Origin of the sequence: Nocardioides flavescens (genome assembly GCF_009823805.1) — a bacterium.
GTDB lineage: Bacteria > Actinomycetota > Actinomycetes > Propionibacteriales > Nocardioidaceae > Nocardioides > Nocardioides flavescens.
The window spans coordinates 18,334-39,670 of sequence record NZ_WUEK01000004.1 but is presented as its reverse complement, the minus strand read 5'-3'; the positions used below and the strand labels follow the sequence as shown (position 1 = coordinate 39,670).

The following is a 21,337-nucleotide window of genomic DNA, read 5'->3' as shown; positions in this document are numbered from 1 at the left end:
TTGTCATTGTTCCCGAGGCGCGGTCATCGCACACGCAGCAGGCACCCAGCAGGCACCCAGCAGATTCAGGGCTGCGGGGCCGTACGCCGGCTCGCCGGGCTGAAGCCCAGCGGCGAGGTCTGCCCGACCGTGGCGACGGGCGCACGCCGGTCGAGGGTCGGCGCGTCGGCGGGAGCCGCACCGAGCGCGAGCACGCCCATGACGGCCGCACCGGCGGCACCACCGCCGAGGGCGACGAGCCCGAGCCGGCGGGGCCGGTGGGCGTGGTCGACGAGGTAGGCGTCGCCCGCGGGCAGGCTCGGACCGGCGGCCGCCATCCCGGCCAGGGCGCCTTTGAGGTGACCGGCCAGGTCGCCGGCCGGGTCGGTCGTCGCGAACGACAGACCGGCGAGGCGGGTCTTGACCCACCCCTCGTGCTCGACGAGGTCGCGGCACTGGTGGCAGGCGTGCACGTGCGCCCAGGCGCGCTCGGTCTCCTCGGCGGAGAGCTGCCCGTCGAGCAGGGCGCTGACGCGCTGTCCGAGGTGGCCGATCACGAGCGCTCCCCCGCCCGGGAGGTCACCGAGGCGGGGGTGGCCTCGGGGCCGGAGTAGCGGGCGCGACCCGAGGCCGGCGCGCGGTGGGCCAGGGCGCTGCGCAGCAGGGTGCGGCCGCGGTGGATGCGCGAGCGGACGGTGCCGAGCTTGGCGCCGAGGATCTCGGCGATCTCCTCGTAGGACAGTCCCTCGACGTCGCACAGCACGACGGCGGCGCGGAAGTCGGGCGGCAGCGTGGCCAGGGCGCGCTCCACGTCGTCGTCGAAGCGCTGGTCGGCGTACGCCGCGTCGGGGGTCGGCGCGTCGGAGGTGAGCCGCTCGGTGCGGTCGTCGGTGAGGCCGTCGAAGCGGATGCGCTGCTTGCGGCGGGCCTGGTCGAGGAAGAGGTTGGTGGTGATGCGGTGCAGCCAGCCCTCGAAGGTGCCGGGGGTGTACGTCGACAGCGAGCGGAAGACCCGGACGAAGACCTCCTGGGTGAGGTCCTCGGCGTCGTGGCGGTTGCCGGTCAGGCGGTAGGCGAGGCGGAAGACGCGAGCGGAGTGCTGGTCGACGATCTCGTCCCAGGTGGGGACCACTGCTGACGCACTGCCTGCCGGACGGTCGTCCATGGGTGAGGCTCTCCTCGGGCTCGGGGTCCTGACGCTAGGGGGTGCGTCTGAGAGGACCCTGTGAGTGGGAGAACGCTGCGGAGGCCGGATCGGTTCCCGCGCCGCCGGTCGGGTCGCCGCGTCCGGGCGGGCCGGCCACGGTACTTTCACCGGGTGACCGAACCGATCAGTGCCGCCAGCTGGTCCTACGCCGACGCCTACGTGGCCGAGGACGACGTCCTGCGCCACGCCCGCGAGCGCGCGACGGAGGTGGGGGTCGTCCCCATCGGCCCCGGCGGCGGGGCGGCCCTGCAGTTCCTCGCGGCCGTGCTCGAGGCCCGCGCGGTGGTCGAGGTCGGCACCGGCACCGGCGTCTCCGGGCTCTGGCTGCTGCGCGGCATGCGCAGCGACGGCGTGCTCACCACGGTCGACATCGAGACCGAGCACCAGCGGCTGGCGCGCGAGACGTTCACCGAGGCCGGCATCGCCAACCAGCGGGCGCGCACCATCGCCGGCGCCGCGCTCGACGTCCTCCCCCGCCTCACCGACGGCCACTACGACGTGGTGTTCCTCGACGGCGAGAAGACGGAGTACTCCGCCTACCTGCGCGAGGCGCTGCGGCTGCTGCGCCCCGGCGGGGTCGTCGCGATCGACAACGTGCTGTGGCACGACCGGGTCGCCGACGCGTCGGTGCGCGACGAGGAGACCCTCGCGATCCGCGACCTGCTGCGCGAGGTCGAGGAGCACGAGGGGCTCGTGCCGCTCCTGCTGCCCGTCGGCGACGGCCTGCTGATGGCCAAGAAGGAGAGTTGAGCGCTCCCTCCGAGGCTCAGCCGCTCAGGCCCGGGTGCGTACGCCGGCCAGCGGGTCGCGCTGGCCGAGCCAGTCGAGCAGCAGCCGCACGCCGAAGCCGGTCGGGCCCTTGGTCCACTCGAAGGAGTCCTCGGGGGCGTCGCCCGTCGAGGCGATGTCGAGGTGGGCCCACGGCACGCCGCCGGTGAAGTGCTGCAGGAACAGCGCGGCGACGATCGCCGGCGGCCCGCCGGGGGCGTTGTCCGCGTCGGCGACCTTGGACGCGAGCTTGTCCTCGTAGGCCGAGGCCAGCGGGAAGCGCCACAGCGGCTCACCGGCCCGCTCGCCGGAGGCGAGGAGAGAGGCAGCGAGGGCGTCGTCGTCGGCGAACAGCCCGCCGACCTGCTGACCGAGCGCGACCTTGATGCCGCCGGTCAGCGTCGCGACGTCGACGAGCGCGGCCGGCTCGAGCTGCGCGACGGCGTACGCCATCGCGTCGGCGAGCACGACCCGCCCCTCGGCGTCGGTGTTGGTGACCTCGGTGGTGCGCCCGCCGTAGTGGGTGACCACGTCGCCCGGTCGCAGCGAGTTGCCCGAGACGGCGTTCTCGGCGGCCGGCACGAGGCCGACGACCTTGACGGGGCAGTCGACGGCGGCGAGCGCGGCCATGGTCGAGAGCACGACGGCGCCGCCGGTCATGTCCCGCTTCATGGTCGTCATCGCCTCGCCGGGCTTGATGGACAGCCCGCCGGTGTCGAAGGTGATGCCCTTGCCGACGAGCACGACGGTGGGCGTGCGCCGGCCGGCCTTGCGCGGGGTGTAGTCGAGGCGGATCAGCCGCGGCGGGGTGGCCGAGGCCTGCCCGATGCCGATGATGCCGCCGAAGCCGTCGGCGGCGAGCCGCTGCTCGTCCCAGACGGTCGCCTCGAGACCGGCCTCGCGGGCGAGGTCGAGCGCCGTCTCAGCGAGCCAGGGCGGGTTCTTGAGGTTGGACGGCACCCAGGCCAGGGTGCGGGCCCGCCAGCTCGCGCCGGCCACCTCGACGGCCCGGTCGACGGCCGGCCGGTCGGCGTCGGTGAGCCCGGCGAGCACGACCCGGGTGACGGGGCGGTGCTCGGCCGGGCGCGAGCGCCAGGCGAAGCCGAAGGAGCCGAGCACCGCGCCGGTCACGACCGGCTCGATCGCCACCTCTGGATCCAGCGCGGCCAGGGTCGTCGCGACCGCCTGACGGTCCCGGGCGGCCCGGGCCACGGCGGCAGCGGCGCGACGCAGTGACGTGCGGTCGCCAGCTCCGACGCCGACCAGCAGCACGAGCCGCAGCTCGGCGTTGTCGGGCGCCCCGAGCGGCACCGGCAACCGCGTGACCTCGCCCGCCTTGCCGGTCGCCCGCTCGGCCTCGAGCACGCCGACCAGGTCGACGTCGAGCACCTCTCCGAGCTCGGCCGCGCCGGGTCCGAGGACGACGGCGTCGCCGTCGGTGGCGTCGGGGCCGTCACCCGGCAGGACCGGGATCGCGACGACGTCGACACCGACGAGCGAGTGCGGCAGCCCCGCCGTGACGGCGAACTCGGGCGGGGAGACCTGGGTGGGCAGCGTGGGAGGCACGGACCCGTCAGCCGACGACGTCGTTGAGGGCACTGCCGAGCGCACCCGCCTCCTCGGCGTTCAGCTCCACCACGAGGCGGCCACCGCCCTCGAGAGGCACGCGCATCACGATGCCGCGACCTTCCTTGGTGACCTCCAGCGGACCGTCACCGGTCCGGGGCTTCATCGCCGCCATGCGTCACTCTGCCTTTCGCTCGCGACCTGCTCGCAGCGCTCGGGCCGGATCACCCGAGCGGACGCCGTACGGCGCGGGTCCATTATCCCCCATCCCGCGTGGTGCAAGGCACACTGCCTCCATGAGCGACTCCTCGAGCCCCGTCGTCTACGACCTCACCGAGGGTGTGGCGACCATCCGGCTCGACCGGCCGGAGGCGATGAACAGCCTCGACCTCGCCACCAAGGAGCTGCTGCGCGACACCGTGCGGGAGGCCGCCGAGGACCCCGCGGCGCGCTGCGTCGTGCTGACCGGCACCGGCCGGGCGTTCTGCACCGGCCAGGACCTCAAGGAGCACGTCGAGCTGCTGCAGAGCGGCTCGAGCGAGGAGCTCTTCACCACCGTCGCGCGCCACTACAACCCGACCGTCGCAGCGCTGGCGGCGATGGAGAAGCCGGTCATCGCCGCCGTGAACGGCGTCGCCGCGGGCGCGGGCGCCTCGCTGGCCTTCGCCTGCGACGTGCGGGTGCTGGCCGACACGGCGGGGTTCAACCTCGCCTTCGCCAACGTCGCGCTCTCCTGCGACACCGGGTCGTCCTGGACCCTGCAGCGCCTCGTCGGCCCGGCGCGGGCGCTCGACCTCCTCTACTTCCCCCGCACCGTGGGCGCCGAGGAGGCGCTCGAGCTCGGCCTCGCCTCGCGGGTCGTGCCCGCCGCCGAGCTCGACGGCGTCGTCGGCGAGCTCGCCGCCCGGCTCGCGGCCGGCCCGACCGTCGCCTACGCCTCCATCCGGCGCTCGGTGGCCTACGCCGCGGCCCACGACCTCGAGGACTCCCTGGCCTTCGAGGAGACGATGATGGACCGCACCGGCGCCACCGCCGACCACCGCGCCGCGGTCGACGCGTTCCTGGCCAAGCAGCGCCCGGTGTTCGAGGGTCGCTGAGGGCAACGGCCCCGGGGCGTTTCCCCGGTCAGCCGGGGATGAGTGCGCCTGGGGGTCAGAATTCCGCCCCCCAGGTGCACCTTTCCCCGGCCAGCCGGGGAAACGTCCAGGGCCTCAGCGCCCGGCGGCCGCGCCGAAGACGCGCAGCACCTGGCGCGGGGCGGTGACAGCCATGAGCCGCTGCGGAGGGCGCGCGCCGTACTCCACGGTGAGGGCGAAGCCGTCGAAGTGGTGGTTGAACCACTGCGTCATCGTGCCGTGGCAGAGCCCGCCGCAGTCCAGGTTCGTCGTCGGCAGGCCGAGCGTGCGCGCCACGTGACGGGCGAACGCCGGGCGCTCGACGGCCACGTCGACGCCGTGCAGGGGCTGGTGGAAGCTCAGGACGTAGTCGGGGTCGACCTGGCGCAGGAACCGCATGACCGCCTGCGTCTCGGGCTCGGAGCCGGGGCGCGGGCCCGACTCGTAGTTGCCGTCGAGGTCGACCCAGTCGTAGGGGAAGTTGCGGTTGAGGTCGACGCCGTGCGCGTTGCGGCGCTGACCGTTGGCGAGGCCGTCGGGGTTGACGACGGGCAGCACCCACAGGTCCACCCCGCGGATCGCTCCCCCGTCGCGCAGGGAGTGGAGGATCCGGCGCGTCGCCGGCTCGTTGCCGTGCATCGTCGAGACCAGCACGACGGTCGGCGTACGCCGGCCGGGGTCGCGGTCGGCGAGGTGCCAGGCCGTCAGGGGGCGGCCGCGGACGGACTCACCCAGGACGCGCTTCTCGAGGACGTTCGGGTTCGGGCCGGCGGCACCGGCCCGGGCCGCCGGGGCGACGGGCGCCCACAGCAGCAGCGCGACGGCGAGGCCCACCCAGAGCCGTCGCACTCAGATGCCACCGCTCACGTAGGCCACCACGAACACGACGAAGGCGGCGAGCATGCCGACGTGCGCGAGCACCGACAGCCCCGGACCCTCGGACCAGCGGTCGCCTGCACCGCCGGTCGAGTGGCGACCGCGGCTCGGGAGCCAGCGCACGAGCATGAGCAGACCGGCGATGGTGACCACCAGCCACAGCGCCAGGCCGACGACCCCCGCCGCGGCACCGCCGAGCAGGCTCTTGTCGGGGGCGACCAGGAACACCACCCACACCACCAGCGCGAGCACCCCGGCTCCGGTGTGGACGTCGAGGAGCCGCTTGCCGACGAACACGCGTCCGGCGCCCTGTCCGCCGCGCAGCCGCAGCCGCGTCAGCACCACGACCACGGCCGCGAGCGCGGTGAGGACGTAGACGACGACGGGCTCTGACACGGGCCGCAGTGTGCCTTACTCGACGTGGCCGTCGCCACGTGACGGCTCGGGCGACGGCTCGGGCACCGGCTCGGACGTCGGCGCCGACGTCGCACCATCGAGCTGGCTCGCGAGCCGGTCGAGCAGTGCGTCCACCTCGGACATGCGGTAGCCGCGCAGCGCCAGCGGGAACCGCACCCGGCGCAGGTCGGCGGCCCGCAGCGGACCGTCGGCGGGCACGAGCGCGTCGGGACGGTCGTCGTGCTCCTCGCTCATCGGCGCACCGCGTCCCGCGGCGACCGCGGCGACCCCGCCCATGACGAGCACGACGAGCACGGCGAAGAACCAGGTCATCACGCGTCGTCCCGAGCGGCGGTCATCAGCGCGACCGCCTCGTCGACGTCGTCGGTCACGACCATCATGTCGAGGTCGGCCTGCGAGATCTTGCCGTCCGCGAGCGCCGTGTCGCGCAGCCAGCCGATCAGCCCCGACCAGTAGTCGACGCCGATCAGCGCGATCGGGAACCGAGTGACCTTCTGCGTCTGCACCAGGGTCAGCGCCTCGAACAGCTCGTCGAGCGTGCCGAGGCCGCCGGGCATCACGACGTAGCCCTGGGAGTACTTCACGAACATCGTCTTGCGGGCGAAGAAGTAGCGGAAGTTGATGCCGATGTCGGCCCAGTCGTTGAGGCCGGACTCGAAGGGCAGCTCGATGCCGAGCCCGACGCTCATCCCGCCGGCCTCGCTCGCGCCCTTGTTGGCCGCCTCCATCGCCCCGGGCCCACCACCGGTGATGACCGCGAACCCGGCCGCGACCAGCTTGGCGCCCAGCTGCTCGGCGACGGCGTACGTCGGGTGGTCGGCCGGCGTGCGCGCCGAGCCGAACACCGCGATCGCGGGTCCGAGCTCGGCCAGCGCGCCGAACCCCTCGACGAACTCCGCCTGGATGCGCAGCACGCGCCAAGGATCCGTGTGCACCCAGTCGGTCGGCCCGCGGCTGTCGAGCAGCCGCTGGTCGGTGGTGGAGCCGTCGACCTGGTGGCGACGCTGGATCACCGGTCCCTTGAACTTGCTGCGCACGCGCCTAGCCTGCCAGCCCGGTGGGGCCGGACGGCCTCAGCCCACGCTGACGACGTCGATGACGAACCAGAGCGTGGAGTTGCCCGGGATCGAGTCGCCGCTGCCCTGGGTGCCGTAGCCGTAGGCCGGCGGGATCTGGAGCAGCACGCGGCTGCCGACCTTGACGCCCTCGAGGCCGATGGACCAGCCCTGGATCAGACCGCTGAGCGCGGAGGTCAGCGGCTGGCCGCTGTAGCTCTCGTCGAACGGCTGGTCGGCGTCGTACGTCGCGCCGAGGTAGTTGACGGTCACGGTGTCGGAGGCCTTCACCGCAGCGCCGTCGCCCTCCTTGAGGACGACCCGCTGGACGGGGGTGTCGAGGGCGGGCTCGTCGATGCCGCTGAAGTCGAGACCGGTGGGCTTGCCGTCCGTCTCGACGACCTTCGGCTGGGAGTCGGCCGGGGCGTCCTCGGCGGTGTCGCTGGTCGGAGTGGGGGCCTCCTCGACCTTGCTCACGATGTCGGCGACGACGACGAGGCTGTCGGTGGAGTCGACGCCGAGCTGGTTGCTGTCGGCGTTGGGCCCGAAGAGCTCGGCCGGAGTCGTCACGGCGACGACGCGCGAGCCGTAGGTCTGGCCCTGGAAGAGCTGAGTGAAGACGTCGCCGAGCGAGCCGTCGTTGGGCAGCGACTCGGGCGCGCCGTTGGTGTAGTCGCTGAAGGCCTCGGACTTCTTGGTGCCGTTGCCGAGCCAGAGGTAGACGCTGACGGTGTCGCCCTCGCCGACCGCGTCGCCGTCGCCCTTGACCAGGGTCGTGACGGTGGTCGAGTCGGGGGTCGGCACCTCGGCGTTCCAGGTGGCGTCGAGGCTGTCGCCGACATCGCCGGAGAAGCTGACCTCGTCGAGCTCGCCCTCGGGGGCGGCGTCGCCGGAGGCGGACGCGGAGGCGGACTCCGAGGCGGACTCCGAGGCGGACTCCGAGGCCGACGACGACTCGGAGGCCTGCGACGAGGTCTCGTCACCGTCCGAGCTGTCGCCGCAGGCGACGAGGGACGGGATGAGCAGCGCCGCGCCGATGGCAGCGGCGGCGGGACGGCGGAACCTTGCGCGCACGGGGAGGGACTCTCTGGTGGAGGACGTCGGGCCCCGCCACGCTAGCCGCCGTCCCTGAGGGCGACCTGTGCGGCACCATGCAGGGGTGAGCTCAGAGGTGAACGTCGCCACGCCCGAGGAGCAGGACCCCTACCCGGTCTCCTACGAGCGCTGCGACCACGTGCGGGGACCGTTCCTGCACGGGACACGCGCGGAGCTCGCGGTCGGCGACGAGCTGGTCACCGGCCACGCCACGCACTTCCAGGCCGGTCGGGTGCTGCACCACGTCTACTTCACGACGCTGGTGCCGACGGCCGCCTGGGGCGCCCAGCTCGCGTGCGCGCTGAGCGGCGTGCCGGGGCCGGGTCACATCTACGTCGTGGAACCGGCGGGCCCGTTCGAGGACGACCCCAACGTCACCGACAAGCGGTTCCCGGGCAACCCGACGCGGTCCTACCGCACCCGCGAGCCGCTGCGGGTGGTCAGCGAGCTCGACGACTGGGAGCAGCACCCGCCCGAGGCCGTGCAGACGATGCTCGACGGGCTGGTGCGGCTGCGGGCCGAGGGCCGCGACGTCATCTACGACTGAGCCGCGCCCGAGCCCCGTACACCTAGGACGTGAGCCAGGTCCGCAGCTGCCGCTCGCAGCGCTCGATGTGCTCGACGGGCACGAACTCCTCCTGCTTGTGCGCGAGCATCGGGTCACCGGGGCCGTAGTTGACCGCCGGGATGCCGAGGGCGGTGAACCGGGCGACGTCGGTCCAGCCGAACTTCGGCGCCACCTCGCCGCCGACCGCCTCGACGAACGCCTTGGCCGCGGGCCGGTCGAGGCCCGGCAGGGCCCCGGGCGCGCTGTCGGTGACCCGGACGTCGAAGCCGTCGAAGAACTCCCGCACGTACGCCGCCGCCTCGTCCTCGCTGCGGTCGGGCGCGAAGCGGAAGTTGACCTCGACGACGCACTCGTCGGGGATGACGTTGCCGGCGACGCCGCCGCGGATGAACACCGCGTTGAGGCCCTCGTGGTACTCCAGCCCGTCGATCACCGGCCGCCGTGCCTCGTAGGCGTTGAGCCGCGCCAGCACCTCGGCGGCGCCGTGGATCGCGTTGACCCCGCGCCAGCTGCGCGCGGAGTGCGACCGCTCCCCCGTCGTGCGCACGTCGACGCGCAGCGTGCCCTGGCAGCCCGCCTCGACGGCGGCGTTGGACGGCTCCATCAGGATCGCGAAGTCGCCGGCGAGCAGCTCCGGGTGGCTCTGGCTGAGCAGGTTGAGGCCGTTGAACTCCGAGTCGATCTCCTCGGCCTCGTAGAGCACGTAGGTCACGTCGCGCACCGGCTCGGGCACGGTCGCGGCCAGGCGCAGGATGACCGCGTCGCCACCCTTCATGTCGCACGTCCCGAGCCCGTGGATGAGGTCGCCGTCGCGGCGGGCCGGGAGGTTGTCGTTGAGCGGCACCGTGTCGAGGTGACCCGCGATCACGACCCGCTCGCCGCGACCGAGGTCGGTGCGCGCCACGACGGTGTTGCCGTGCCGGCTGACCGTCAGGTGCGCCAGCGGCTCGAGCGCCGACTGCACCGCGTCGGCGATGGCCTGCTCCCCACGGCTCACCGACTCGATGTCGACGAGCTGGACGGTCAGGTCCGTGGCGGTGGCGGTCAGGTCGAGCGGAGCGGCGTTCTCGGGCACGGGCTCCAGTCAACCAGTCCGGCGAGAGTGGTCTCGAGACAGGACTTCGTCCTTCCTCGACCACCGGTGCCGGTGGTTGAGGAGGCCGGCTACGGCCGTCTCGAAATCACTCGCGGCCTCAGTGCGCGAGCTTGAGCCCGACGACGCACCCGATCAGCCCGAGGATGAGCAGCACCTTCACCAGGCTGACCGCCTCCTCGCCCGTGGCCATCCCGTGGGCGACGGTGAGCGCAGCCCCGATGCCCACCCACACGGCGTACGACGTGCCGACGGGCAGGGTCCGCATCGCGTAGGCCAGCCCCGCCATGCTCAGCGCGAGCCCGCCCGCGAACACCAGTGACGGCACCAGCCGCGAGAACCCCTCCGAGCGGCCGAGCGCCACGGCCCAGACGGCCTCGAGCACTCCCGACACGACCAGCACGACCCATGCCATGACGACCTCCTGCGAGGCCGTCTTGTCGCTGTCCGGGTACGGCTCCCTCGTCCGGCGGCCGCTATGCGGTCCGTGGGTCCAGGGTCTCACATCTCGCGCAGTCGACCGCTGGTTGAGGAGGTTGCGCAGCAACCGTCTCGAAACCACGTCTCGGACGAGTGGTTTCGAGACAGGCCTAGCGGCCTTCCTCAACCAGCGGTGGTGGAGCAGGTCAGGCCTTGGCCACGCTCACCTGCGGCTCGCCGTCGGCGCCCGCCACCACGTCGTACGACGTCGCGAGGGTCTCGCGAGCGACCATCTCCTCGTGGGCGCGGGCGGCGGCCTGCACCTCGGCGGAGCCGGCGACGGTGAGCGCGATCCGGTCGGAGACGTCGAGGCCGGCGTCGCGACGGGCCTGCTGCACCGCGCGCACGATGTCGCGGGCCAACCCCTCCTCGGCGAGCTCGGGCGTGACCTCGGTGTCGAGCACGACGAAGCCGCCCGAGGGCAGCACGCCGACCGCGCTGGACTCGTCGGCGGAGCCGGCGACGGTCTCGAGGGTGTACTCCCCCTCGACCAGGGCCAGACCGCCCGAGACGACCTCGCCGGACTCCGAGACGGACCAGTCGCCGGACTTGGAGCCCTTGATCGCCTGCTGCACGTCCTTGCCGAGCCGTGGACCGGCGGCGCGGGCGTTGACGGTGAGCTTCTGCGAGACGCCGTACGCCGCCGCCTCGGGGTCCTCCGCGGAGAGGTAGCGCACCTGCTTGACGTTGACCTCGTCGCGGATCGTGTCGTCGGAGACGCCGAAGACGCTCGGGTCGTCGACGACCACGGTGAGGGTGGCGAGCGGCAGCCGGTTGCGCAGCGAGCGGGCCTTGCGCAGCGCCGAGACGACGGAGCAGACCTCGCGGGCGGCGTCCATGCCGACCAGCGCGGCCTCGTCGGAGGCGAGGTCGTCGGGCAGCGGCCAGTCGGCGAGGTGCACCGAGCGCCCGCCGGTGAGCCCGCGCCAGACCTCCTCGGTGGTCAGCGGCAGCAGCGGCGCGTTGACCCGGCACACCACCTCGAGCACGGTGTAGAGGGTGTCGAACGCGTCGGCGTCGCCCTCCCAGAACCGGTCGCGCGAGCGGCGGATGTACCAGTTCGTGAGCACGTCGAGGAAGCCGCGCGTCGTCTCGCACGCGTCGGCGATGGCGTAGGAGTCGAGCTCGGCGGTGAGCCGCTCGACGTACTCCCGGCACTTGGAGAGCAGGTAGCGGTCGAGCACGTGCGTCGAGTCGGTGCGCCACTGCGCGTCGTGGCCGGAGGCGTTGGCGTAGAGCTGGAAGAAGTACCAGCTGTTCCACAGCGGGATCATCACCACGCGCACGGCGTCGCGGATGCCCTGCTCGGTGACGACGAGGTTGCCGCCGCGCAGGATCGGGCTGGCCATGAGGAACCAGCGCATCGCGTCGGCCCCGTCGCGGTCGAAGACCTCGCTCACGTCGGGGTAGTTGCGCAGCGACTTGCTCATCTTGTTGCCGTCGGAGCCGAGCACGATGCCGTGGCTGATGCACGCCTCGAACGCCGGCCGGTCGAAGATCGCCGTCGCCAGGATGTGCAGGGTGTAGAACCAGCCGCGGGTCTGGCCGATGTACTCGACGATGAAGTCGGCCGGGAAGTGGTGCTGGAACCACTCCGCGTTGTCGAACGGCACGTGGTTCTGGGCGAACGACATCGACCCGGAGTCGAACCACACGTCGAGCACGTCCGCGACGCGGCGCATCGTCGACTTCCCGGTGGGGTCGTCGGGGTTGGGCCGGGTCAGCTCGTCGACGAACGGCCGGTGCAGGTCGGGGTGGCCGTCACGGTCGCGCGGCAGGTCGCCGAAGTCGCGCTCCATCTCCTCGAAGGAGCCGTAGACGTCGGTGCGGGGGTACGCCGGGTCGTCGCTCTGCCACACCGGCACCGGGGAGCCCCAGAACCGGTTGCGGGTGATCGACCAGTCGCGGGCGTTCTCGAGCCACTTGCCGAACTGGCCGTCGCGGATGTGCTCGGGCACCCAGGTGATCTCCTGGTTGAGCTCGCTCATCCGCTGCTTGAACGCCGTCACCTCGACGAACCACGACGAGACGCCTTTGTAGATCAGGGGCTCGCGGCAGCGCCAGCAGTGCGGGTAACTGTGGTCGTAGGTCTCGCGGCGCAGCAGCACCGTGCCCGGGGTGACCGAGCCGACCGCCTCGCCGGCCTTGCCGCGGGTGGCGGCGCGCAGGTGGTCGATGACGTGCGGGTTGGCGTCGAAGACCAGCATCCCGGCGTACTCCTCGACCGGCGCGGTGAACCGGCCGTCCTTGCCGACCGGCATGACCGCCTCGATGCCCTCGCGGTCGGTCACCTCCTTGTCGACCTCACCGAACGCGCCGGCGGTGTGGACGAGCCCGACACCGCTGTCGGTGGTGACGGCCTCGTCGGCGGCCACGACGCGGAAGGCGCGCTCGCGGCCGAGGTAGTAGGAGAACGGCGGCACGTAGGTGCTGTCGACCAGCTCGGAGCCCTTGAACCGGGCGACGACCTGCGGCTCACCGTCGGCCGCGAGCTCGCGGGCGTACGCCGAGAGCCGGGCCTCGGCGATGACGTAGCGCGCGGTCTCCTCACGTCCCGGGACGGGCGCATCGACGACGACGTAGTCGATGTCGGAGCCGACCATGATCGCGAGGTTGCTGGGCAGGGTCCACGGCGTCGTCGTCCACACCAGCGCGAGCGCGCCCTCGGCGGGGCCGCTGGTCAGCCGCAGGCCGACGGTGACCGCCGGGTCCTGGCGGTTCTGGTAGACGTCGTCGTCCATCCGCAGCTCGTGGTTGGACAGCGGGGTCTCGTCGTTCCAGCAGTAGGGCAGCACGCGGAAGCCCTCGTAGACCCAGCCCTTGTCGTAGAGCTGCTTGAACGCCCAGATGACCGACTCCATGTAGTCGGCGTTCATGGTGCGGTAGTCGTGGTCGAAGTCGACCCAGCGCGCCTGGCGGGTGACGTAGTCGCGCCACTCGCCGGTGTACTTCATGACCGAGGCGCGGCAGGCGTCGTTGAACTTCTCGATGCCCAGCTCGAGGATCTCGTCGGTGGTCTTGATGCCGTTGAGGCGCATCGCCTCGAGCTCGGCGGGCAGGCCGTGGGTGTCCCAGCCGAAGCGGCGCTCGACCTTGCGCCCGCGCATGGTCTGGTAGCGCGGGACGATGTCCTTGACGTAGCCGGTGAGCAGGTGGCCGTAGTGCGGCAGGCCGTTGGCGAACGGCGGGCCGTCGTAGAAGACGAACTCGTTGGCGCCGTTCTCGCCCGCGTCACGCGCGTCGATGCTCGCCTGGAACGTGCCGTCGGCGGCCCAGTAGGCCAGCACCCGCTCCTCGACGTCGGGGAAGCGCGGGTTGGAGGGGACGGGACCGTCGCCGGTCTTGGGGTACGTCACGGGTGCTCGCTCCTGCTGTCGTCGTTCTCGTGTCGCTCGTGTGCTGTGCGTCTGCACGAGGACGACAGGGCTGCCGCGGTACCACCTCGCTTGCCCCGCCGGAACGGGACCGCTTCGTTCACGGCTGTGACGGGCCTACCCGCCGGGGTCTACTTGCCGAGGCTTTCTTCCCGGGGCTCGCCGCTGATGACGGCTCGAACGCCTGTGGCTCCAGCCTACGGCGACCCGGGCTGCGGACGTTAACCACTTCTTGAGGTCGGCTTCGCGCTGCTTTGTCGTGGGTGCGGGGACCGTGGTCTCGACGATGCACCACCCCCACCGATCCGAGGAGATCCGATCCCCGTGAACCGCCCGCTCCGCACCCGCCTCGCCGTCGCCGCCGTGTCCGCACCCCTGGCCCTGGCCCTGGTCGCCTGCGGCAGCGACGACGACTCCGACGACGGCGCCGTCTCCGCGCCCGCCACGACCTCGGCTCCGAGCTCGGCGTCCACCGACTCCTCCGACGACGGTGTGACCGCTCCGTCGGCCGACACCTCCTCACCCGTCGACACGGTGGCCCCGAGCACCGGGGTCTCCGCGCTCACCGCGGCCGCCACCGGCCAGGGCGCCGTCGACGGCAGCACCGTGTTCGCCGTCGACCGCGACGACTCCGGCAGCTGGGAGGTCTCCGTCGTCGACGCCGACGGCACGGAGTACGACGTCCGCGTCTCCGCCGACGGCGCCTCGGTCGAGGGCGACCCGGTCGAGGACACCGACGACGGCGACGACGCCGACCGCGACCTCGAGGAGCGCCAGCGCCTGCTCGACGTACCCGTCGACTACGAGGCCGCCGCCCAGGCCGCCTCCTCCGCCGGCGGCACCGGGGAGCCCACGGGCCTCGAGCTCGATGAGGACAACGGCACCGCCACCTGGGAGGTGCAGTACGGCGAGGACACCGGCACCGAGACCACCGTCCGCGTCGACGCCCAGTCCGGCGAGGTCACCGGCACCGAGAACGACGACTGAGGCCTGGTCGGACATTTCCCCGGTTGACCGGGGAAAGGTGCACCTGGGGGGCGAAATGTCGGCCCCCAGGTGCACCCATCGCTGGGTGGCCGGGGAAATGTCCACCCTGACCCCGGCGCCCTCGCGCGCTGTCGGTGCTGAGGGGTAGAACCAGCACATGAGCGAACTGGACGGCACCCGCCGCTGGATCGGGCGCTTCCGCGAGACCGTGGAGCGCAAGACCGCCGGGCTCGACCCGGAGCAGCTGGCGCAGCGCTCGGCCCCGCCGAGCACGCTGAGCCCGCTGGGGCTGGTGCGTCACCTCGCCCAGCTGGAGCACCACTGGTTCGTCCGAGTGCTGCAGCGCAGCGACGAGCCGCAGCTGTTCGTGGTCGACGGCGACTGGGACGCCCAGTTCGACGGTGCCGTCGGCACGCAGGAGTGCGTCGACGAGGCGTTCGCGACCTGGCGCGATGCCTGCGCCCGCGCGGACGCCCTCCTCGACGAGCTGCCCGCCGAAGCGCTCGACGTGCAGATCGGTCCTCCCGAGGAGCCGGTCAGCACCATCCGCGACGTGCTGCTCCAGGTGCTCCAGGAGTACGCGCGGCACTGCGGTCACCTCGACCTGCTCCGGGAGGCGATCGACGGCCAGACCGGCGAGTAGCCCTCACCCGACCCGCATCACGTCGGGGCCAAGCCGAGGTGAGCTCCAGGACCATCCACCGATCATGGCGGCGAGCACCGACGCCTGTCGCGCGCCCTATCCTCGGGGCGTGAGCGAGACAGCAGCCAGCACGGGACCAGCCTGGGGCCACGGCCTCCTGACCACCGACGACGCCAGCGGCGCCGTGCTCGACGCGTGGTTCCCGGCGCCGGCGCTGGGCGAGGCCGACGGCGGCTCCGCCCCGGCGTACCTCTCCGAGCTGGCCGGCACCGACGAGACCCGCCGCGTCACTCGCGAGGTCCGCACCGTCGTCGTCGACGACCTGCAGACGGCACCCGCCTCGACCGAGGACGCCTGGCTGCGCCTGCACCTGCTCAGCCACCGCCTGGTCGCCCCCCGCACGATCGCGATGGACGGCATCTTCGGCCTCCTCACCAACGTCGTGTGGACCTCCGCCGGCCCCTGCGCCGTCGCGGGCTTCGAGGAGACCCGCGGCCGGCTCATGGCCAGCGGCCACCAGGTCGCGGTCTACGGCGTCGACAAGTTCCCCCGCATGGTCGACTACGTGCTGCCGAGCGGCGTGCGCATCGCCGACGCCGACCGGGTGCGCCTCGGCGCCCACCTGGCCGAGGGCACGACGGTCATGCACGAGGGGTTCGTGAACTTCAACGCCGGCACCCTCGGCGCCTCCATGGTCGAGGGCCGCATCTCGGCCGGCGTGGTCGTGGGCGACGGCTCCGACGTCGGCGGCGGCGCCTCCATCATGGGCACGCTCTCGGGCGGCGGCACCCAGGTGATCTCGGTCGGCGAGCGCTGCCTCATCGGCGCCAACGCCGGCATCGGCATCTCGCTCGGTGACGACTGCGTCGTCGAGGCCGGCTGCTACGTCACCGCCGGCACCAAGGTCACCGTCCTCGACGTCGAGGGCAAGCCCAAGGTCGTCAAGGCGCTCACCCTGTCCGGCGCCGACCACGTCCTCTTCCGCCGCAACTCCGTCTCCGGCGCGATCGAGGCCGTGCCGTGGAAGAGCGACGGCGTCGCCCTCAACGCCGCCCTCCACGCCAACTGATCGCCGACCCGTCTCTTCGTGCACACCTGAGAACGCCGAGCCGTCTCTTCGTGCACGCTGACCCGGCTCGTCGCGTGCACGAAGAGCCGGGTCGGCGCCGTACGACGTGCACGAAGAGCCGGGTCGGCGCCGTACGACGTGCACGAAGAGCCGGGTCGGCTCAGGCGGTGGGGAGCCAGCCCACGTGGCCGGCGAGGACGGCGTAACCGACGAAGGCGCCGACGTCGAGCAGGGTGTGCGTCACGACCAACGGGGTGACGCGGCCCCAGCGGCGGTAGAGCCAGCCGAAGAGCAGCCCCATCACGAGGTTGCCGACGAAGCCGCCGAACCCCTGGTAGAGGTGGTAGCTGCCCCGCACCACGGCCGCGACACCGATGGCGGTGCCGTCGCGCAGACCGAGCTGGCGCAGCCGCACCAGCACGAAGCCGATGACGACGCACTCCTCGAGCACGGCGTTCTCGAGCGCGGAGAGCACCAGCACCGGCACCTTCCACCAGACCTCGGGCAGCGACTCGGGCACCACGGTGAGGTCGACGCCGAGGGCGTGGGTGACCAGGTAGAACGCCAGCCCGACGGCCCCGACGCCCGCGGCCAGCGCCGCCCCGCGCAGCACGTCGCTCCCGCGGAACCGCCCGCCCAGCCAGGTACGACGCACGCCATCGCCCGAGCGGACCAGGAAGTACGCCGCCAGCGCGACCGGCACGACGGCGAAGCCGATCGAGAGCAGTTGCAGCGTGAGGTCGAGCCACGGCCGGTCGGGCGCGAGGCTGCCGTTGAGCGTGGCCGCGTGGGAGGACAGCGGGCCCGGGGCCGTGGCGGCCGCGACCAGGCTGACCACGGCGTAGACGCCGGAGCGTCCCAGCGAGAGGGCGAGCAGGATCACCACCTCGGCCAGGAGCAGCGCCCGGGCGGGGCGCTGCTCCTGGGGCCTCCCCTGAGACTCCGGGCGCTCGACGAGCGCCTTCACGGGGTCACGTGGTGGTCTGGTCGGTGCCGAGGACCACGTCGACGGTCTGGGTCTGACCGGCACGCACCCAGGTCAGCTGGACCTTGGTGCCGGGGGCCTGGGTGCGGATGGCCGCGACGAGCCCGTCGGCGCTGTCGACCGGCTGGTCGCCGACCTTGGTGACGACGTCGCCGGACTGCAGTCCGGCCTTGGCGGCCGCCGACGTCGGGTCGACGTCGCCGATCTTGGCGCCGGCCGGGTCGGCCGAGTCGCTCACGCTCACCCCCAGCTGAGCGTGAGCGACCGGGGTCCCGTCGGCGATGTCGCCGGCCACGCGCATCGCCTCGTCGATCGGGATCGCGAACCCGAGACCGATCGAGCCGGACTGTGCTCCCTCCGACGCGCCGAGGCTGGCGATGGAGGAGGTGATGCCGACGACCTGGCCCTGGGCGTCGACGAGCGGGCCACCGGAGTTGCCAGGGTTGACCGCGGCGTCGGTCTGGATCGCGTCGGTGACGGAGGTCTGACCGTCCTCGCCGCTGGCGGCGACCGGCCGGTTCAGGGCGCTCACGATGCCGGTGGTGACGGTGCCCTGCAGGCCGAGCGGCGCGCCGATCGCGACGACCGGCTGGCCGACGACGAGCGAGGAGGAGTCGCCGATCGAGGCCGGGGTCAGTCCGCTGGCGCCCTGCGCCTGGACGACCGCCAGGTCGGTGACCGGGTCGCGGCCGACGATCGAGGCGTCGTACGTCGTGCCGTCGCTCGTGACGACCTGGATCTTGCCGGCGGGCGCGCCGCCCTCGCCGGCCGCCGCCTCGACGACGTGGTTGTTGGTGAGGATGCGACCGTCCGAGGTCAGCACCACGCCGCTGCCCTCGTCGGCGCCCTGCGGGCCCTGGACCTTGAGCAGCACGACGCTGGGGGTGACGGCCTTGGCGACGGCCTCGGTGTCCGTCGCGCCGCTGGAGGTGGACGCGGCCTGGACGGGCGTCACGTGGGTGGAGACCGGGCCGTCCGCCGAGGTGGTGCCCTCGAGCGAGACGGCGGCCGTGGCTGCGGCGCCACCGCCGATCAGCCCTGCTCCCAGGGCGACCGCGGCGACGATGGTCATGCGGACGGGCCGGCGCTGCGGTCGGTCCGAGGAGGTGGACTCGTTCATGACCTCAGGCTGTGCCTGTTCCCTGAGTCTGCTGTGAGAGCCGGGTAGGGCGGTGCGAAAGGGTTGCTGAGCGTTGGCTTGGACCGGTCCGGACACTGGGCCTGTGGTGAGGGGGCACGTGCAGAGGCGTGGTGCGACAGTGGGCCTGACAGGCCTGGTCGTGCTCACGCTGCTCGGCGCCGTCGGCTGGTGGGTGGTGCGCAGCGGCCTCGGGGGCGGCGTGGTCCCGTTCCTGGCCTCCGACCAGTGCGAGGCGACCGTCGAGGGTCGCACAGTGGTCCTGGACCCCGAGCAGGCGCAGAACGCCGGCCTCATCACCGCCATCGCCGTGCAGCGCGGGATGCCCGCCCGGGCGGCGTCGATCGCCCTCGCCACGGCGTACCAGGAGAGCGACCTGCGCAACCTCGACCACGGCGACCGCGACTCGCTCGGGCTGTTCCAGCAGCGGCCCTCCCAGGGCTGGGGCACGCCGGAGCAGGTGCAGGACCCGACCTACGCCACCAACGCGTTCTACGACGAGCTCGCCGAGGTCGCGGACTACCGCCAGCTCGAGATCACCGTCGCCGCCCAGCTCGTGCAGCGCTCGGCCTACCCCGACGCCTACGCCGACCACGAGGCCGACGCCCGAGTGCTGGCCTCGGCGCTGACCGGCAACTCGAAGGCGTCGTTCTCGTGCCGTGTCGGGGGCGACTGGCCCGAGACCTCGGCCCGGCTCGAGCCCTCCGGGCTCACCGAGCGCGCCGACCGGGTGCGCACCGAGCTGGCCGAGCTCTTCCCCGACCAGCCCCAGGGCGGCTTCGCCCCCGGTGGGGTCTCGACCGGCCACATCCCCGGCTCGGCGCACTACGAGGGCCGCGCGGTCGACGTCTTCGTGCGCCCGGTCAACGCCGTCAACAAGACGCGCGGCTGGGCGATCGCGGCGTACGCCGTGAGCCAGGCCGAGCGGTGGGGCGTGCGCACCGTGATCTTCGACGGGCGGATCTGGACCGCCGGCGTCCGGTCCGGGCAGGGGTGGCGCGACTACCAGGCGCCCGACCGCCCCGGGGACCGGGCGATCCTGGAGCACCGCGACCACGTGCACGTCGACGTCGCTCCCTGACGCGCCGAGGCCGGCGATCCGGACCGGGGAATCGTCCGTTCGGTCGGTTTGGCGGGGAGTTGGACGCAACCCGCGGACACCGCGCGCTCCGAGGGCGTGCAATGAGATCCGGATCACTCACGAGCCGCTCGGGGGCTCGACCCACGGAAGGGAAACGAGCCATGTGCCACCACACCCCCGCCTGTCCCGACGTACGCACGTCGGACGCCTACCGCGCGCACGTCGTCGCCGACCACAGCGAGCAGGGCTGGACCCGCCTGTGCAACGGGATCATCCTGTTCGACGACGGGCACTACCTCACGCCGGACGGTCACGACGAGCTGGTGCTCGCCGCGGCGTCCTGAGCCGACATGAGCCGCCGGGAGCCAGCGACGTCAGAGTGAGGCGAGCCGCTCGGCCGCCGCGGCGACCCGCTTGTCGGTGGCGGTGAAGGCCACCCGCACGTGCTGGCGCCCGCCGGCGCCGTAGAACTCGCCCGGGGCGACGAGGATGCCGACCTCGGCGAGCCGCGCGACCGTCGTCCAGCAGTCCTCCCCCGCGGTCGACCAGAGGTAGAGCGACGCCTCGGAGTGGTCGATCTGGAATCCCGCCCCCTCGAGCGCCTCGCGCAGCACCGTCCGGCGGGCGGCGTAGCGGGCGTGCTGCTCGCGCGCGTGCTCGGTGTCGCGCAGCGCGGCGACCATGGCGACCTGCTGCGGCTCGGGCATCTGCAGGCCGAGGTTCTTGCGGACGGCGAGCAGCTCGCCGATCACGCCGGCGTCGCCGGCGACGAAGGCACAGCGGTAGCCCGCGAGGTTGGACCGCTTCGACAGCGAGTGCACCACGAGGATGCCGTCGGCGCTGTCACCGCAGATCGAGGGGTGCAGGACGCTGACCGGCTCGGCCTCCCACGCGCACTCGACGTAGCACTCGTCGGAGACCAGCAGCGTGCCGCGCTCGCGGCACCACTCGACCACCTTGCGCAGGTGCTCGGGCGGCAGCACCCGCCCCGTCGGGTTCGACGGGCTGTTGAGCCACAGCAGCGCGGGGCGCTCGGGCCCGAGCGCGGTCAGCGAGTCGGCGGCCAGGTGGCGCGCGCCGGCCAGCGCCGCGCCGACCTCGTACGTCGGGTAGGCGAGCTCGGGGTAGACGACCAGGTCGCCCGCCCCCAGCCCCAGGTGCACGGCCAGCGAGCCGATGAGCTCCTTCGAGCCGATGACCGGCAGCACCTGGTCGAGCCCCAGCCCGGTCACGCCGTGCGAGCCGGCCAGCCAGTCGAGGCAGGCCTGGCGGGTCTCGACGCGTCCGATCGTGACCGGGTAGCCCGGGGCGTCGGCGGCGGTGCGCAACGCGTCCTGGACGACCGTGGGAGTCGGGTCGACCGGCGTGCCGACCGAGAGGTCGACGATGCCGTCAGGGTGCGAGCGCGCCGTCGCGGCGTACGCCGTCAGCTTGTCCCAGGGGAAGTCCGGGAGGCGGGAGGAGACGCCCTCCCGTCCGGCGAGGGGCATTACTCGTCGTGCTCCTGCGGGGGCAGCGCGGCGACGAGCTCGTGGTCGTGGTCGATCTCGCCCATCTTGGCGGCACCGCCGGGTGAGCCGAGGTCGTCGAAGAACTTCACGTTGGCGTCGTAGAAGCCCTTCCACTGCTCGGGGACGTCGTCCTCGTAGAAGATCGCCTCGACCGGGCAGACCGGCTCGCACGCACCGCAGTCGACGCACTCGTCGGGGTGGATGTAGAGCATCCGCTTGCCCTCGTAGATGCAGTCGACCGGACACTCGTCGACGCAGGCCCGATCCTTGAGGTCGACGCACGGCTGCGAGATGACGTAGGTCATCGAGGGTTCCTCCTGGATCTCGGGA

24 protein-coding genes and 1 riboswitch are annotated in these 21,337 nt (G+C 72.8%); of the genes, 8 read left to right on the top strand and 16 right to left on the bottom strand.

Annotated features, from left to right (window positions below):
* Positions 1–65: 65 nt before the first annotated feature.
* Positions 66–536 (bottom strand): zf-HC2 domain-containing protein, encoded by a 471-nt coding sequence (locus tag GRQ65_RS07270; RefSeq protein WP_160876734.1) that lies wholly within the window; start codon positions 534–536, stop codon positions 66–68.
* Positions 533–1,144 carry an RNA polymerase sigma factor SigE gene (gene sigE / locus GRQ65_RS07265; RefSeq protein WP_160876732.1) on the bottom strand — a complete coding sequence of 204 codons (612 nt, stop codon included), beginning with the start codon at positions 1,142–1,144 and terminating at the stop codon, positions 533–535. The genes GRQ65_RS07270 and sigE overlap by 4 nt, the downstream gene beginning before the upstream one ends.
* 153 nt (positions 1,145–1,297) lie before the next feature.
* On the opposite strand from sigE, the gene GRQ65_RS07260 reads away from it, so the two are divergent.
* Positions 1,298–1,936, top strand: a complete 639-nt coding sequence (locus GRQ65_RS07260) for a class I SAM-dependent methyltransferase (protein ID WP_160876730.1) — start codon at positions 1,298–1,300, stop codon at positions 1,934–1,936.
* 24 nt (positions 1,937–1,960) lie between these two features.
* Here GRQ65_RS07260 and GRQ65_RS07255 read toward each other — a convergent pair whose 3' ends face one another.
* Together GRQ65_RS07255 and GRQ65_RS07250 are read right to left on the bottom strand one after the other, a co-directional pair.
* Complete coding sequence (locus tag GRQ65_RS07255; RefSeq protein WP_337191548.1) at positions 1,961–3,520, bottom strand: leucyl aminopeptidase family protein; 1,560 nt, start codon at positions 3,518–3,520, stop codon at positions 1,961–1,963.
* 7 nt (positions 3,521–3,527) lie between these two features.
* Entirely contained in the window at positions 3,528–3,695 is a 168-nt protein-coding gene (locus tag GRQ65_RS07250) for a DUF3117 domain-containing protein (protein ID WP_160876728.1), read from the bottom strand.
* Positions 3,696–3,816: 121 nt separating this feature from the next.
* Between GRQ65_RS07250 and GRQ65_RS07245 the strand changes: the two genes are divergently transcribed.
* Entirely contained in the window at positions 3,817–4,617 is an 801-nt protein-coding gene (locus GRQ65_RS07245) for an enoyl-CoA hydratase/isomerase family protein (protein ID WP_160876726.1), read from the top strand.
* A gap of 114 nt (positions 4,618–4,731) precedes the next feature.
* Here the strand turns inward: GRQ65_RS07245 and GRQ65_RS07240 are convergent, their stop codons facing one another.
* From GRQ65_RS07240 to GRQ65_RS23895, 5 genes are read right to left on the bottom strand one after another with little or no spacing between them, the layout of a single operon-like run.
* Positions 4,732–5,484 carry a M14 family zinc carboxypeptidase gene (locus GRQ65_RS07240; protein WP_160876724.1) on the bottom strand — a complete coding sequence of 251 codons (753 nt, stop codon included), beginning with the start codon at positions 5,482–5,484 and terminating at the stop codon, positions 4,732–4,734.
* Positions 5,485–5,907, bottom strand: coding sequence for a hypothetical protein (locus GRQ65_RS07235; RefSeq protein ID WP_160876722.1), 423 nt, complete (start codon positions 5,905–5,907; stop codon positions 5,485–5,487).
* Between the two features lie 15 nt (positions 5,908–5,922).
* On the bottom strand, positions 5,923–6,240 hold the full coding sequence (locus GRQ65_RS07230; RefSeq protein ID WP_160877297.1) for a DivIVA domain-containing protein: 318 nt from the start codon (positions 6,238–6,240) through the stop codon (positions 5,923–5,925).
* Positions 6,240–6,965: a TIGR00730 family Rossman fold protein gene (locus GRQ65_RS07225; protein WP_160876720.1), complete on the bottom strand. Its 726-nt coding sequence runs from the start codon at positions 6,963–6,965 to the stop codon at positions 6,240–6,242. Before GRQ65_RS07225 ends, GRQ65_RS07230 begins: the two co-directional genes overlap by 1 nt.
* A gap of 36 nt (positions 6,966–7,001) precedes the next feature.
* Positions 7,002–8,057 (bottom strand): FKBP-type peptidyl-prolyl cis-trans isomerase, encoded by a 1,056-nt coding sequence (locus tag GRQ65_RS23895; protein WP_160876718.1) that lies wholly within the window; start codon positions 8,055–8,057, stop codon positions 7,002–7,004.
* A gap of 160 nt (positions 8,058–8,217) precedes the next feature.
* Between GRQ65_RS23895 and arr the strand changes: the two genes are divergently transcribed.
* Positions 8,218–8,625 (top strand): NAD(+)--rifampin ADP-ribosyltransferase, encoded by a 408-nt coding sequence (gene arr / locus GRQ65_RS07215; RefSeq protein ID WP_439331852.1) that lies wholly within the window; start codon positions 8,218–8,220, stop codon positions 8,623–8,625.
* 22 nt (positions 8,626–8,647) lie between these two features.
* On the opposite strand, the gene dapE is transcribed toward arr, so the two are convergent.
* From dapE to ileS, 3 genes are all read right to left on the bottom strand, one after another.
* Positions 8,648–9,721, bottom strand: coding sequence for a succinyl-diaminopimelate desuccinylase (gene dapE / locus GRQ65_RS07210; RefSeq protein WP_160876716.1), 1,074 nt, complete (start codon positions 9,719–9,721; stop codon positions 8,648–8,650).
* Positions 9,722–9,839: 118 nt separating this feature from the next.
* On the bottom strand, positions 9,840–10,154 hold the full coding sequence (locus tag GRQ65_RS07205; RefSeq protein ID WP_160876714.1) for a DMT family transporter: 315 nt from the start codon (positions 10,152–10,154) through the stop codon (positions 9,840–9,842).
* A gap of 11 nt (positions 10,155–10,165) precedes the next feature.
* A riboswitch (guanidine-III (ykkC-III) riboswitch) is annotated at positions 10,166–10,229 on the bottom strand.
* A gap of 136 nt (positions 10,230–10,365) precedes the next feature.
* On the bottom strand, positions 10,366–13,575 hold the full coding sequence (gene ileS, locus GRQ65_RS07200) for an isoleucine--tRNA ligase (protein ID WP_160876712.1): 3,210 nt from the start codon (positions 13,573–13,575) through the stop codon (positions 10,366–10,368).
* A gap of 342 nt (positions 13,576–13,917) precedes the next feature.
* Between ileS and GRQ65_RS23890 the strand changes: the two genes are divergently transcribed.
* The 3 genes from GRQ65_RS23890 (at position 13,918) to dapD (ending at position 16,292) form a co-directional block, all read left to right on the top strand.
* Positions 13,918–14,580, top strand: a complete 663-nt coding sequence (locus GRQ65_RS23890) for a PepSY domain-containing protein (RefSeq protein WP_160876710.1) — start codon at positions 13,918–13,920, stop codon at positions 14,578–14,580.
* Between the two features lie 157 nt (positions 14,581–14,737).
* Positions 14,738–15,223 (top strand): DinB family protein, encoded by a 486-nt coding sequence (locus GRQ65_RS07190; RefSeq protein WP_160876708.1) that lies wholly within the window; start codon positions 14,738–14,740, stop codon positions 15,221–15,223.
* Between the two features lie 109 nt (positions 15,224–15,332).
* A complete protein-coding gene (dapD, locus tag GRQ65_RS07185; protein WP_337191547.1) occupies positions 15,333–16,292 on the top strand; it encodes a 2,3,4,5-tetrahydropyridine-2,6-dicarboxylate N-succinyltransferase in 960 nt (319 codons plus the stop codon).
* A gap of 160 nt (positions 16,293–16,452) precedes the next feature.
* Here dapD and GRQ65_RS07180 read toward each other — a convergent pair whose 3' ends face one another.
* Together GRQ65_RS07180 and GRQ65_RS07175 are read right to left on the bottom strand one after the other, a co-directional pair.
* On the bottom strand, positions 16,453–17,259 hold the full coding sequence (locus GRQ65_RS07180; RefSeq protein WP_337191546.1) for a CPBP family intramembrane glutamic endopeptidase: 807 nt from the start codon (positions 17,257–17,259) through the stop codon (positions 16,453–16,455).
* A gap of 4 nt (positions 17,260–17,263) precedes the next feature.
* Positions 17,264–18,397 carry a S1C family serine protease gene (locus GRQ65_RS07175; RefSeq protein WP_160876704.1) on the bottom strand — a complete coding sequence of 378 codons (1,134 nt, stop codon included), beginning with the start codon at positions 18,395–18,397 and terminating at the stop codon, positions 17,264–17,266.
* A 139-nt stretch (positions 18,398–18,536) separates the two neighbouring features.
* Between GRQ65_RS07175 and GRQ65_RS07170 the strand changes: the two genes are divergently transcribed.
* Together GRQ65_RS07170 and GRQ65_RS07165 are read left to right on the top strand one after the other, a co-directional pair.
* Positions 18,537–19,496: a VldE C-terminal domain-containing protein gene (locus GRQ65_RS07170; RefSeq protein ID WP_160876702.1), complete on the top strand. Its 960-nt coding sequence runs from the start codon at positions 18,537–18,539 to the stop codon at positions 19,494–19,496.
* Positions 19,497–19,657: 161 nt separating this feature from the next.
* Positions 19,658–19,840, top strand: a complete 183-nt coding sequence (locus GRQ65_RS07165; RefSeq protein WP_160876700.1) for a DUF5999 family protein — start codon at positions 19,658–19,660, stop codon at positions 19,838–19,840.
* Between the two features lie 30 nt (positions 19,841–19,870).
* Here the strand turns inward: GRQ65_RS07165 and dapC are convergent, their stop codons facing one another.
* Together dapC and fdxA are read right to left on the bottom strand one after the other, a co-directional pair.
* Positions 19,871–20,986: a succinyldiaminopimelate transaminase gene (gene dapC / locus GRQ65_RS07160; RefSeq protein ID WP_160876698.1), complete on the bottom strand. Its 1,116-nt coding sequence runs from the start codon at positions 20,984–20,986 to the stop codon at positions 19,871–19,873.
* Entirely contained in the window at positions 20,986–21,312 is a 327-nt protein-coding gene (gene fdxA / locus GRQ65_RS07155) for a ferredoxin (protein WP_160876696.1), read from the bottom strand. The genes dapC and fdxA overlap by 1 nt, the downstream gene beginning before the upstream one ends.
* Positions 21,313–21,337: the final 25 nt, after the last annotated feature.

Excerpts from the sequence above, each read along its gene's own strand:
- GRQ65_RS07230 (WP_160877297.1), bottom strand. The coding sequence starts at position 6,240 with ATGACCTGGTTCTTCGCCGTGCTCGTCGTGCTCGTCATGGGCGGGGTC.
- dapC (WP_160876698.1), bottom strand. The coding sequence starts at position 20,986 with ATGCCCCTCGCCGGACGGGAGGGCGTCTCCTCCCGCCTCCCGGACTTC.
- GRQ65_RS07250 (WP_160876728.1), bottom strand. The coding sequence starts at position 3,695 with ATGGCGGCGATGAAGCCCCGGACCGGTGACGGTCCGCTGGAGGTCACC.
- GRQ65_RS07165 (WP_160876700.1), top strand. The coding sequence starts at position 19,658 with ATGTGCCACCACACCCCCGCCTGTCCCGACGTACGCACGTCGGACGCC.
- fdxA (WP_160876696.1), bottom strand. The coding sequence starts at position 21,312 with ATGACCTACGTCATCTCGCAGCCGTGCGTCGACCTCAAGGATCGGGCC.
- sigE (WP_160876732.1), bottom strand. The coding sequence starts at position 1,144 with ATGGACGACCGTCCGGCAGGCAGTGCGTCAGCAGTGGTCCCCACCTGG.
- GRQ65_RS07205 (WP_160876714.1), bottom strand. The coding sequence starts at position 10,154 with ATGGCATGGGTCGTGCTGGTCGTGTCGGGAGTGCTCGAGGCCGTCTGG.
- GRQ65_RS07190 (WP_160876708.1), top strand. The coding sequence starts at position 14,738 with ATGAGCGAACTGGACGGCACCCGCCGCTGGATCGGGCGCTTCCGCGAG.
- GRQ65_RS07245 (WP_160876726.1), top strand. The coding sequence starts at position 3,817 with ATGAGCGACTCCTCGAGCCCCGTCGTCTACGACCTCACCGAGGGTGTG.
- GRQ65_RS07175 (WP_160876704.1), bottom strand. The coding sequence starts at position 18,397 with ATGAACGAGTCCACCTCCTCGGACCGACCGCAGCGCCGGCCCGTCCGC.